This window comes from Frankia sp. CcWB3, from assembly GCF_977927595.1.
Window position 1 is genome coordinate 1 of the sequence record NZ_CDWRCK010000134.1, and the last position, 11,842, is coordinate 11,842.

At 71.1% G+C, this 11,842-nt stretch carries 12 protein-coding genes and 1 tRNA gene; 3 read left to right on the plus strand and 10 right to left on the minus strand.

Annotation, left to right across the window (positions count from 1 at the left end; genetic code table 11):
- Nucleotides 1-269: 269 nt before the first annotated feature.
- Nucleotides 270-343 (plus strand) — tRNA-Pro (locus ACY5KJ_RS11815).
- A gap of 139 nt (nucleotides 344-482) precedes the next feature.
- On the opposite strand, the gene der is transcribed toward ACY5KJ_RS11815, so the two are convergent.
- From der to ACY5KJ_RS11860, 9 genes are all read right to left on the minus strand, one after another.
- Nucleotides 483-1,967, minus strand: coding sequence for a ribosome biogenesis GTPase Der (gene der, locus ACY5KJ_RS11820; protein ID WP_462186289.1), 1,485 nt, complete (start codon nucleotides 1,965-1,967; stop codon nucleotides 483-485).
- 134 nt (nucleotides 1,968-2,101) lie between these two features.
- Nucleotides 2,102-2,929: a lysophospholipid acyltransferase family protein gene (locus ACY5KJ_RS11825; RefSeq protein WP_462203364.1), complete on the minus strand. Its 828-nt coding sequence runs from the start codon at nucleotides 2,927-2,929 to the stop codon at nucleotides 2,102-2,104.
- Nucleotides 2,926-3,732, minus strand: coding sequence for a (d)CMP kinase (gene cmk / locus ACY5KJ_RS11830; RefSeq protein WP_462186276.1), 807 nt, complete (start codon nucleotides 3,730-3,732; stop codon nucleotides 2,926-2,928). The genes ACY5KJ_RS11825 and cmk overlap by 4 nt, the downstream gene beginning before the upstream one ends.
- Nucleotides 3,733-3,828: 96 nt before the next feature.
- Nucleotides 3,829-4,941, minus strand: coding sequence for a prephenate dehydrogenase (locus ACY5KJ_RS11835; protein WP_462186277.1), 1,113 nt, complete (start codon nucleotides 4,939-4,941; stop codon nucleotides 3,829-3,831).
- Between the two features lie 24 nt (nucleotides 4,942-4,965).
- Nucleotides 4,966-5,724, minus strand: a complete 759-nt coding sequence (locus ACY5KJ_RS11840) for a pseudouridine synthase (RefSeq protein ID WP_462186278.1) — start codon at nucleotides 5,722-5,724, stop codon at nucleotides 4,966-4,968.
- 16 nt (nucleotides 5,725-5,740) lie between these two features.
- Nucleotides 5,741-6,316: an SMC-Scp complex subunit ScpB gene (gene scpB, locus ACY5KJ_RS11845; protein ID WP_462186279.1), complete on the minus strand. Its 576-nt coding sequence runs from the start codon at nucleotides 6,314-6,316 to the stop codon at nucleotides 5,741-5,743.
- Nucleotides 6,313-7,248, minus strand: coding sequence for a segregation and condensation protein A (locus ACY5KJ_RS11850; protein WP_462186280.1), 936 nt, complete (start codon nucleotides 7,246-7,248; stop codon nucleotides 6,313-6,315). The genes scpB and ACY5KJ_RS11850 overlap by 4 nt, the downstream gene beginning before the upstream one ends.
- 40 nt (nucleotides 7,249-7,288) lie before the next feature.
- Nucleotides 7,289-7,978, minus strand: coding sequence for a zinc metalloprotease (locus ACY5KJ_RS11855; RefSeq protein WP_462186281.1), 690 nt, complete (start codon nucleotides 7,976-7,978; stop codon nucleotides 7,289-7,291).
- A gap of 39 nt (nucleotides 7,979-8,017) precedes the next feature.
- Nucleotides 8,018-9,007, minus strand: a complete 990-nt coding sequence (locus tag ACY5KJ_RS11860) for a ParA family protein (RefSeq protein ID WP_462186282.1) — start codon at nucleotides 9,005-9,007, stop codon at nucleotides 8,018-8,020.
- Nucleotides 9,008-9,270: 263 nt separating this feature from the next.
- On the opposite strand from ACY5KJ_RS11860, the gene ACY5KJ_RS11865 reads away from it, so the two are divergent.
- Together ACY5KJ_RS11865 and ACY5KJ_RS11870 are read left to right on the plus strand one after the other, a co-directional pair.
- A complete protein-coding gene (locus tag ACY5KJ_RS11865; RefSeq protein ID WP_462186283.1) occupies nucleotides 9,271-10,359 on the plus strand; it encodes an S-(hydroxymethyl)mycothiol dehydrogenase in 1,089 nt (362 codons plus the stop codon).
- Nucleotides 10,360-10,560: 201 nt separating this feature from the next.
- Nucleotides 10,561-11,211, plus strand: coding sequence for an MBL fold metallo-hydrolase (locus ACY5KJ_RS11870; protein ID WP_462186284.1), 651 nt, complete (start codon nucleotides 10,561-10,563; stop codon nucleotides 11,209-11,211).
- A gap of 62 nt (nucleotides 11,212-11,273) precedes the next feature.
- Here ACY5KJ_RS11870 and ACY5KJ_RS11875 read toward each other — a convergent pair whose 3' ends face one another.
- The gene (locus ACY5KJ_RS11875) at nucleotides 11,274-11,573 is read right to left on the minus strand and encodes a GlsB/YeaQ/YmgE family stress response membrane protein (RefSeq protein ID WP_462186285.1); all 300 of its coding nucleotides are present in this window, start codon (nucleotides 11,571-11,573) and stop codon (nucleotides 11,274-11,276) included.
- Nucleotides 11,574-11,842 lie beyond the last annotated feature (269 nt).

Below are 11,842 nucleotides of genomic sequence, written 5' to 3' on the forward strand. Positions count from 1 at the left end.
GATGGCCGACCCCGGGTCCTCACCCCTGCTCCCGCTGGCCGGTGCGGCAGTAGGCGCCCTGCTGATCGGCGCCGGGGTTGCCCGACGGCGTGCCCAGGGCGCGAGCTGACCCTGCTGTTCGGCGGCCATGCGGCGTGCAGACACCTCGTGGGTGACGGCCTCGGCCTGGTCCCACGCGGAGCCCACGCACGGTGACCGGGGGTCGCGCCGTTGACGACGCGACCCCCGGTCACCGTAGTGGTCGCCGGTACGGTAACGTTGCTGCCGTACGGGACGTGGCGCAGCTTGGTAGCGCACCAGACTGGGGGTCTGGGGGTCGCAGGTTCAAATCCTGTCGTCCCGACAGAGGTGGTAAAACCCGTTGGTCAGGCTTGTGAGCCTGCTCAACGGGTTTTTTCGTCGTAAGCCGCCGTCACGCCGTCCCGGCCGTCCGGCCGGTCCGGAAAACCCGCCCGGCTGGCGGCCGGAACCCGGTCCAACCGTCAGCCGCCGCCCCTGCGGTCGCCGCGTTCACGCACCCGCACCGAGATCGAGATGGGCGAACCGGCGAAGCCGAAGTCCTCCCGGAGCCGGCGTTCCAGGAACCGGCGGTAGGACGACTCCAGAAAACCCGTCGTGAACACCACGAACCGCGGCGGGCGCACTCCGGCCTGGGTCGCGAACAGAACCTTCGGAACCCGCCCTCCACGCGCTGGCGGCGGGGTCGCGGCGACGACCTCACCCAGCCAGGTGTTCAGCCGGCCGGTCGGGATCCGGGTACCCCAGGATTCCAGCGCGGTGCGCAGCGCGGGGGCGAGCCGGTCGGTCGCACGCCCGGTACGGGCCGAGACGTTCACCCGCGGCGCCCACGCGACCCGGCCGAGGTCGCGGACGATCTCCCGTTCCAGGGTGAGCCGGCGGTCGGTGTCCACCAAGTCCCACTTGTTGAAGGCGAGGACGAGGGCCCGTCCCGCGTCGACGACCATCGAGATGACCCGCTGGTCCTGCTCGGTCACCGGCTCGTCCGCGGCGAGCAGGACGATGGCGACCTCGGCGGCTTCCAGGGCCGAGGCGGTGCGCAGCGACGAATAGTACTCGGCGCCGGAGGCCTCCCGGACGCGACGGCGCAGCCCGGCGGTGTCGATGAACATCCACTCCTCGCCGCCGACCACCACCAGCTCGTCGACCGGGTCCCGGGTGGTGCCGGCGACGTCGTGCACCAACGACCGCCGGCTGCCGGCGAGCTTGTTCAGCAGACGCGACTTGCCGACGTTGGGCCGGCCGATCAGTGCGACCCGCCGGGGGCCGTCGGACTCGGTGAGGATCTCGCGCGGCGCCTCGGGCAACGCGGCGAGCACGGCGTCGAGCAGGTCTCCGCTGCCCCGGCCGTGCAGGGCCGAGACCGGGTGCGGCTCGCCGAGCCCGAGGCTCCACAGCGCCGCCGCATCAGCCTCGAATCGTACGTCGTCGACCTTGTTCGCCACCAGAATCACTGGCAGCCCGCAGCGGTGCAGCACCCGGGCGACCGCCTCGTCGGCGTCGGTGGCGCCGGTGACGACGTCCACGATGAACAGCACCGCATCGGCGGTGTCGAGCGCCGCGCGGGCCTGCTCGGAGACCTGGGCGGCCAGCCCCGTCGCGTCGGGTTCCCAGCCGCCGGTGTCGACGAGGGTGAACCGCCGCCCGCTCCAGACCGCGTCGTAGGCGACGCGATCACGGGTCACCCCGGGGACATCCTCGACAACCGCGGCGCGCCGGCCGAGGATGCGGTTGACCAACGTCGACTTGCCCACGTTGGGTCGCCCCACGACGGCCACCACCGGTTGACCGGCCCCGGGACTCGCGAACTCGCCGTCGAGCTCGCCGACGAACCCGTCGGGGCCACCGACGTCATCGCCGAAGCCACCGACGTCATCGCCGAGGCCACCGTCGGCGAACCGGTCGAACCCGGCCGCGCCGAGGTCCGTTGATAGGTCTTGTCCGCTCATCACTGTCACTGCCAACTGTCATCGTGGGACGGGATCGCCTGTGATTCCCGGGCTCGGCGCCGGGCACTCGAGCGTGGTCGGATCGCCGGGGGCTCTCACCCGCCCGTCCGGAGCGAGCAGCGATCTTGCTCAGGTTACCCGAAGCCGGCCCGGTCGGCCCCGCCGGTCCCGCCGGCCTCACCGCAGGCCTTTCCGGCCCGGACGGTCGCCAGATGGTCGAGCAGGCGCACCCGGATGTCCTCCGCGACGGCGGCCAGCGCCTTGCGCGAACGTGGGTTCGCCGGCACCTCCACCGCGAACGGCGCACCGAAGACTACCCGGATCGGCACCGACCGGCGCGGCCAGCGCGCCCCCCGGGGCAGGACGGCACCGGTGTTGATGCAGGCCACCGGTAGGACGCGGCAGCGGCCGTGCACCGCGAGGTAGGCGATACCGTGCTGGACCGCCGCCATCTCCCCGCTGCCCCGGGTGCCCTCGGGGAACAACCCGATCGCCCCGCCGCGGGAGAGCTCGTCCAGTGCGGTGTGCAGGGCCTCCCGGTCGGCCCGATCACGATCGATCGGAATCTGACCGCTGAACAGCAGCGCCCGGCCGAGCACCCCCCGGTACATCTCGATCTTGCTCAGGCAGCGCACGGTCCGCGGGGACTCGATCACCACCAACGGGCCATCCAGCCAACTGCTGTGGTTCCCAGCGAAGATCAACGGTTCGTCGAAGGGGACGTTCTCGAGCCCCTCCAGGCTGATCTGCATGACCACCCGGTTGAGGAACCAGCGGACCCCGGGCTTGAGGACACGGTGCGGGAGGTCGTTGTAGACCGGTGACGCGGCACCCCGGTGGACCGGTCCACGCGCGACCCGGGCGGCCCGCCCGGCCGCCTCCGCGGCACGTTCGCCGGCACCGTCGCCCGGCCGAGCGGCCTCAGCGCGGGGAGCCTCAGCGCGGGGGTTCGACGTGGTCATCTCGTCCGGTTCGGCAGCTGCTCGCAACGCCGAAGCACCTCGTCGACGACTTCGGGCACCGACCGGGCCGTCGAGTCCAGAACCATCGCGTCGGGCGGGATGGCCAGCGGGTCCGCCGCCCGGTTGCTGTCGAGCGCGTCGCGCCGGTCGAGTTCGGCGAGGGTCCGGGCGACGTCGTCAACGCCCTTCTCCCCGAGCTGGCGGGAGCGACGCAGCGCACGGACCTCGGTCGAGGCGGTGAGGAAGACCTTGATCTGGGCGCCCGGCGCCACGACCGAGCCGATGTCGCGACCCTCCACGACGATGCCGCCGGCCGGCAACACGGCGGCGATCACCTGACGCTGTTGAGTGACGAGCAACGCCCGCACCGCCGGCACCGCCGCGATCGCACTGACCGCGTTGGTCACCGCGCGGGTGCGGATCTGGGCGTCCACCCCGACACCGTCGATGGCGATCGAGGGCTCGTCCGGGTCCGTACCGACCGAGATCACCGCCCGCTCGGCCAGCTCCGCGACCGCCGCCGGGTCCTCGATGTCGATCCGCCGTTCCAGCGCGAGCTGGGTGACTGCGCGGTACATCGCCCCGGTGTCGAGGTACCGCAGGCCGAGACGGCGGGCGATCTCGCGGGCCACGGTGCTCTTCCCCGACCCTCCGGGACCGTCGACCGCCACGATCAGACCCTCGGCCCCGCCTTCGTGGACCGCGGGACCATCTCCCTCGGACCCGAGCGGCGCAGACGTTCCCTCCCGGCTGTCGGTGACCATGCTTCCTGCCGACAGCGCAGACCCGTGGTCGGGCTTCACCCGATTCCTCCGTCCCGGTCACATAATAAATGTTGTCGGATCGCGCCCCCGCGGATGCCGACATGTGCAACCCGGATCAGGCTACTCGGTACGGCATCAGGATCGCCGGTATGCCGTCCAGCCGTTGAGCGTCAATCGGTCGACGAGCTCGTCCGCGGCCGTCGGGTCCACCGCGAGCTCGACGATGCCGGCGGGTGCGTCGAGGCTGTGCTCGAAGGGCCCGACATCCTCGATGTTGATCTGCCACTGGCTGATGAAGCCGACGAGCGCGGCGAGCTGGCCAGGTCGGTCATCGAGCACGACCCCCACCCAGCCCCAGGACTGCGCCGGGGCGCCGGGCTTGCGCGGAAGCAGCGCACGGCCGGCCTGGCCGCACCGCATGAGCCGGGAGACCGCGGCGGTGACCTCGTCACCGGAACCGGTGTCGAGGACGCCGGCGAGCGCGGTGAGCTGGGCGCCGAGGGAACGTACCCGCTCGGCGATCGGGCCGCGGTTACCCTCGATGATCCCCGACCACAGCTCGGCGTCGCTGTCGGCGAGCCGGGTGGTGTCGCGGAACCCCTGCCCGACGAAGGGCACGTCCCGTTCCGGCAGCCCGACGAGCACCCCCGCGAGCGCGCTCGCGACGATCTGGGGCACGTGGGAGACCGACGCCATCGCCGCGTCGTGACGCTGCGGGGTGGTCCGCACCGGCGTGGCCCCGCAGGCGAACGCCAGCGCCACCGTGGCGTGCACCGCGGCCGACCCGGTGTGCGGGACGGGACAGACCGCCCAGACCCGCTCGGCGAACAGGTCCGCCCGGGCGGAGACGGCCCCGTGCCGTTCCCGGCCGGCGATGGGGTGGGCTGGGCACCACGTCGTGAGGTCGCAGCCGAGCTGGACTCCCTCGACCAACGGTCGGACCTTGACGCTGCCGGCGTCGCTGATCGTGTCCGCGAGGCCGGAGCGGGCCAGGGCGCGTACCTGGGCCGCGACACTCGGCAGCGGGGTGGCGACGACCGCATGATCGACCCGCTCCCCCGCCCACGGCCGCCCGGCCCCCATCTTCTCGGCAAGCGCAACCTGTGCCTCGTCCACGTCGCGGAGCAGGACCTCGATGCCCCTTGCCGACAGCGCGAGACCGATACTGGTCCCGATCAGGCCCGTGCCGACGACCCCGACCCGGCGCAGGCGCGGAAGGCATGCGACATCCCATCCCGACCCGACCATGGCCTTGAGCCTAAAGCCTCGAGCCTAGAGACCGACGCCGTGATACAGGGTGCCGATCTCGTGACGGGTGAGGTGACGAGCCCGCCCAGCGCGCAGGGTTCCCAGCGACACCGCCCCGAACCGGGTGCGCACCAGCCGATGCACCGGGTGGCCGACGGCGTCCATCATCCGGCGGACGACGTGCTTGCGCCCTTCGTGCACAACGACCTCGACCATCACCCGTCCGTTCGCGTTGTCGACGACGCGCGCCGAGTCCGCGCGCACCGGGCCGTCGTCGAGTTCGACCTCCGCGCGCAGCTGGCGCAGGACGTCGCGGCGCAGCGGACCGGACACCTCGACGAGGTAGGTCTTGGGGACGGCGAACGAGGGATGGGTGAGCCGGTGCGCGAGCTCCCCGTCGTTGGTGACGAGCAGCAGCCCCTCGCTGTCGGCGTCGAGCCGGCCGACGTGGAACAGCCCGCCGCCGAACTCCATGAGCAGATCCGCGATCGTCGGCCGGCCCCGGTCGTCCGACATCGCCGAGAGCACCCCGCGCGGCTTGTTCAACGCCAAGTGGATCAGGCCCGCCCTGGTGACGATCCGCTCACCGTCGACCTCGATGAGGGCGGTTTCGGGATCGACCCGGCGGCCCTGCTCGCGCACCACGGTGCCATCCACCCGGACCCGACCGGCAGCGATCAACTCCTCGCTGTGCCGGCGGGAGCCCACCCCGGCGGCGGCCAGCACCTTCTGCAGCCGGATGCCCTGGTCCTGGGGCTCGTCCGGGCGGTCACCGGTACTCATGACGGGAACCTGGTGCTCATGACGTAACAATGTCATCAATCTCATCGAGACCGGGCAGCAGGGGGGCGAGCGGCGGCAGTTCGTCGAGCCCGCGCAGCCCCATCCGTTCGAGAAAGTAGTCGGTGGTGCCGTAGAGGATCGCGCCGGTCTCCGGATCGTGCCCTACCTCCTCGACCAGGCCGCGGGCGGTGAGGGTGCGGATGACTCCGTCGGCGGAGACACCCCGCACCGCCGAGATCCGCCCCCGGCTCACCGGCTGCTGGTAGGCGACGACGGCCATGGTCTCCAGCGCAGCCTGCGACAGCCGGGCCGACTGGCCGGCGAGCACGAATCGCTCGACCCAGGGGGCGCACTCGTCCGCAGTGTAGAAGCGCCAGCCGCCACCAGTGTGCCGCAGCCGGAAGCCGCAGCCGTCGCGGGCATACTGCTCGGCGAGCTGCGCGAGCAGCCGCTCGACCTCCAGCGCCGGGGCGCCGAGGCCGGTCGCGAGCTCCGCGACGCCGACCGGCTTCTCCGCGACCATGAGGACCGCCTCAAGCAACGCACCCAGCGGCGGCCGGGCCTCCCCGGCAGTCCCGGCAGTCCCAGTCACGACGCCACCTCCCGCGACTCCTCCTCCGCGTCCCCACCGTACCGATCAGATCCGAACAGCCCGTGGCCGATCGGCGGGGCGTCGGCCTCGACCGCCGGATCCAGGGCGATCCAGCGCACCGTCAGCTCACCGAGCGGGACCTGCTGGTCGAAGGAGATCCGGCCCTCGCGGAAGAGCTCCAGCAGCGCCAGGAACCGGGCCACCACCTCGATGGTCTGCCGGCAGCCGACGCACAGCATCCCGAAGGTCGCGGTGCCCACCTCGCGCAGCATCGCGATGACGGCGAGCATATGCTCCCGCACGCTGATCCGGGGCAGGTGCACGTGATCGGTCGCGACCAGCGGCGGCAGCGGCGGCTCACGCAGCCGGGCCGCGAGCGCCGCGAGCTCCGTCGGGCCGATGCCAATCTGGACCTCCGGCAGCGCGGCGGCGTAACGGGGCTCCAGGGGTACCGCCCGGGGGGTATGGCGCGCCTCCAGGGCCATGAGGCCGGCGAAGAGCGCCGCAGCCTCCTTGTACGCCTTGTACTGCAGTAGCCGGGCGAAAAGCAGGTCGCGGGCCTCCAGCAGGGCCAGGTCCGCCGACTCGTCCTCGGACAGGGCACCCGGCAGCAGCCGGGCCGCCTTCAGGTCGAGCAAGGTCGCCGCGATCACCAGGAACTCGGTGGCCTGGCCGAGGTCGAACTGGTCCCCCAGCCGCCGGATGTGCGCGACAAACTCGTCGGTGACCTGGGAGAGCGCGACCTCGGTCACGTCGAGGCGATGCTTGGCGATGAGCGAGAGCAGCAGGTCGAAGGGGCCGGTGAAGTTGTCGAGTTCGACGACGAAGGTCTCCGTGCGCCCACCACGACCCGTCGGCACGCCGGTACGCGGGGCGGCCATCCCGTCGGCCTGGTCGGCCTGGTCGGCCGGAGCAGCTCGAGACCGGGTCATGGCGCCACGCTACGCCCCGGCGGCGTCGGCGTGATCATCATCACCCCAGGTTGAGGCCTATCAGCGAGGCGAGTCCCCGCAGCAACGGGCCGATGAGCTGGCCGATGACCGAGGGGAATCCGACGAACAGCACCGGCAGCAGCAACAACGCCAGCAGGATGCCCAACCCGATGTTGCGCTCGGCTAACTGGTACCGGGCTTTGCGCCAGCCGGCCGTGGTCGGGCCGAGCAGGAACAGCAGCCGCCCGGCGTCTGTCGGGGGGACCGGGATCAGGCTGACGATGAACATCGACCCGAACGTGACGGCCATCCACAACGCGAGCTCGGCACCGAAGCTGTTCGGCACCGTCACCTCGGTGACGCGGTCACCGAGCCGCACCAGCCCCGGCTCGCCGAGCGGCTGGAACACCGCCAGGGTTGCCAGGGCGAGCAGGAGATACGCCAGCGGTCCGGCCAGGACGGCGGCGGCCACGTGGAACCGGCGCCGCCGCCACACGTCGTTCATGGGCACCGACTCGGCCCAGCCGTAGCCGACGACGAAGACAGCGACTCCGCTGAACGGGCTGAGCCGGCCCTTCAGGCCCGTCGTCAGCCGCCCCGAGCGCATCGGGGTCGGGTCACGGACTAGCCGGGCCACGAGCACCTGGGCGGCGTCGTGGGCGAAGATCCCGATGAGGAAGGCGAGGAGGATCCCGAGAAGCGCCGCGGGTTCGGCAAGGTGGAACAGCACGTCGCTACCTTTTCGCCCCGATCGCCCCGTTGTCTCGGTTCAGCCGACGGCCGGCGGCGTGTCGTGCCGGACCATCAGTTCCCGGGCGAGTCGCCGGTAGCCAGCAGCCCCCACCGACGTCGGGGCGTAGGTGGTGATCGGCTCGCCGGCCACCGTGGTCTCCGGGAACCGAACCGTCCTGTTGATCACAGTGTGGAACACCTCGTCCGGGAACCGTTCGACGACCCGGGCCAGCACCTCCCGGGCATGCAGGGTGCGGGCGTCGTACATGGTCGCCAGAATACCGGCGAGCTCCAGGCGTGAGTTGAGCCGCTCGCGCACCTTGTCAATGGTCTGCAACAGCAGCGCCACTCCCCGCAGCGCGAAGTACTCGCATTCCAGCGGGACGATGACGGCGTCCGCCGCCGTCATCGCGTTCACGGTCAGCAGGCCGAGCGAGGGCTGGCAGTCGACGAGGATGACATCGTACTCGTCGAGGATCAGCGCCAGCGCGCGGGCGAGGCTGTGCTCGCGGCCGACCTCGGTGACCAGCAGCACCTCCGCGGCGGACAGGTCGATGTTGCTCGGCAGCAGGTCGAGCCCGTCGACCTGGGTCTCGACGATCACCTCGCGGACGTCGGCGTCCCCGCCCAGCAGGAGGTCGTGCACCGTCAGGTCGAACTGCATCGGGTTGACGCCGAGCCCGACCGACAGCGCACCCTGAGGATCGAAGTCGACAAGGAGTACCCGCCGGCCGTACTCCGCGAGCGCGGCACCCAGGTTGATCGTGCTGGTGGTCTTGCCGACCCCGCCCTTCTGGTTGCACATCGCGACGATCCAGGCGGGACCGTGCGACGCCAGCGGGGGCGGGACGGGAAACGACGGCAGCGGCCGCCCGGTGGGCCCGGGCTCGCCCACCCCGGCATCGACACTCTCACCGCCGGCCTCGAGCCGCCCGTCCTCGGACAGGCGGGGATCACCGACCGTCACCTCCCCGTAGAAGCGGCGGGTCGGTGAGGCGACGGACGACGTGTCGGTGAAACGGACCACTGAGGGGTTGCTCCTTCTACAAAGAGCAGAAACGGACCGGTAGGAGCGTACCGACACCGACCCGTTCTCGGTGGCGCCGGGTGGCCGTAAAGCGGCGTGTCGCGCCATGAGCGGCGTGACCACCTTGGACGGACCCCACCTGTGTTGGACGGAGCCCACCAACGGAGGTAGGAAAGTCAGACATCGGGGTGACCCCTCCGGTTCGACGAGGGATTCATCTCTCCGACCAGTGCTCGAGGAGACTCGAGGAGAAGGGATCCGGGATGAGCGCGCAGACGGTGGAAGCGGTGGTGGCCCGGGAGAAGGGCGCCGCGGTCTCGCTGGAGCAGATCGTTGTTCCAGATCCGGGTCCGGGCGAGGCACGGGTACGGGTGCGCGCCTGCGGCGTATGCCATACCGACCTGCACTACCGCGAGGGCGCGATCAACGACGACTATCCGTTCCTGTTGGGGCACGAGGCGGCCGGCACCGTCGAATCGGTGGGCGAGGGCGTGGTGGGTCTGGCCCCCGGTGACTACGTGGTGCTGGCCTGGCGGGCCCCCTGCGGAACCTGCCGGGCCTGTCGGCGCGGCATGGCCTGGTATTGCTTCGACTCCCGCAACGCGCGAAATTCGATGACCCTGGCGGACGGGACGCCGCTGGCGCCGGCGCTGGGCATCGGTGCGTTCACGCCGCTGACCCTGGTCGCCGCGGGCCAGTGCGTGCTGGTGGACCCCGCGGCCCGGCCAGAGGCGGCCGGGCTGATCGGCTGCGGGGTGATGGCCGGTTTCGGTGCCGCCGTGAACACCGGCAGGGTCACCCGGGGTGAGACGGTGGCAGTGATCGGCTGCGGCGGGGTCGGCGACGCGGCGATCGCCGGCGCCTCGATCGCGGGAGCACGGAAGATCATCGCGGTCGATGTCGACGACCGGAAGCTCACCTGGGCCCGACACTTCGGTGCCACCGATGTCGTGAATGCCACGGCAGGCGATCCGGTGGCGGCCATCCGGGCGCTCACCGACGGCTTCGGCGCCGATGTGGTCATTGAGGCGGTGGGCCGCCCAGAGACCTACCGCCAGGCCTTCGACGCCCGCGACCTGGCGGGACGGCTGGTCCTGGTGGGTGTACCCGACCCGGCGATGACCGTGGAGCTGCCGCTCGCCGAGGTCCTCGGCCGCGGCGGTCACCTGTCGTCGTCCTGGTACGGCGACAGCCTGCCGAGCCGCGACTTCCCGATCCTCATCGACCTCTATCGCCGGGGCCGGCTAGACCTCGATGCCTTCGTCACCGAGACCATCGGGATCGGCGACGTCGAGGAGGCGTTCACCCGGATGCAGCGCGGCGACGTGTTGCGCAGCGTCGTCATCCTCTGAGTCGTCGTTCACCGGGCCGCCGTCTACTGAACCATCGTTCACTGAACCTTTGTTTACTGGCGAGGTTCGTCGGCGGCGGGCCCACCCGGAGCCGGGAACCGCCGGATACGGTCGACCCCACCGGGTGCACCGCCGTCCGACGGCACCCGCGACACGCGCAGCGGGCAGCGGGCAGACCGATCGGGTCGAGGAGGGGACGCAATGATCGTCAATACCGGGCTTCGGGTGGATCGGGTGATCACGCGCGGCGACTTCACGCTCGACGGTCAGTCGTTCGCGGTCGACAACAACGTCTGGCTCGTGGGAAACGACGACGAGGTACTGGTCATCGACGCCGCGCACGACCCGTCGGTGATCGCGGCGGCCATCGGCACCCGCGTGGTCACATCGACCATCGCTACGCACGGTCATAACGACCACATCAATGCGGCGGCGGAGCTCGCGGACCTGGTCCGGGCGCCCATCGCGCTGCACCCCGCCGACGTGGTGCTGTGGAAGGCGATCTATCCGCACCGGGCGCCCGACCGTGCGCTCGCGGACGGACAGCTCATCGGCCTGCCCGAAGGTGGCGCGCTGCGCGTCCTGCACACCCCGGGCCACTCTCCCGGCGGGATCTGCCTGTTCGGGGAGATCAACGGCGACCCGGTCCTGTTCAGCGGCGACACACTCTTCCGCGGGGGTCCCGGGGCGACCGGGCGGTCCTACTCCGACTTCCCGACCATCCTGGCCTCGATCCGTACCAGGCTGCTCACCCTGCCCGCGCACACCGTCGTGCACACCGGTCACGGCGACGACACGACCATCGGTGAGGAGGGTGTCGACTACGACGACTGGGTGAGCCGCGGCCGCTGACCGGCCGCTTCCCCGCATCACCGCCCGGTGTGCACACCGGGCGGTCCGGTGCGCACACCGGGCTAGGGTCGGCCCGCGGTGCGCCGGGTGCCGGTGCTCTGCCCACGACGCGCCGCCCACATCGGGGAGACGATCGCGACCAGCGCGACCGCGACACCAACCTGCAGGATGTGCCGGATCCAGTCGAAGCCGCCGGTGTGGCGCACGCCGAGCGCGCTCGCGATCACGTTACCCACCAGCGCGCCGATGATGCCGAACCCGACCGTCAGCCAGAGTGGGATGTTCTGCCGACCCCGGACGATCAGACGGGCCAGAAGACCGATCACCAGACCGGCCAGAACGATCCAGAGAATTTGGAACACCGGGCACCCCCAGAGCGTGAGTCTGCCTCCTCTTCGTCTCCATGAACCCGGCCGTACAAACACCGCGGGCACCCGACCTGCACCGGATGCACAAACCTTCCTTATTTAGTTTTTTCCTGAAAAATGGGCCCAACCCGGCGGAACACCACCGTAAACATTTGGCCCAGGAATACGTCCCGATCGGGCCGGGACGTCCACCTGCTTTAGTGATCTTGCTGTAGGTGACGGTTCACGGGCATGGCTGTGGGCCGCGCCGGGCGGGGTGGTTG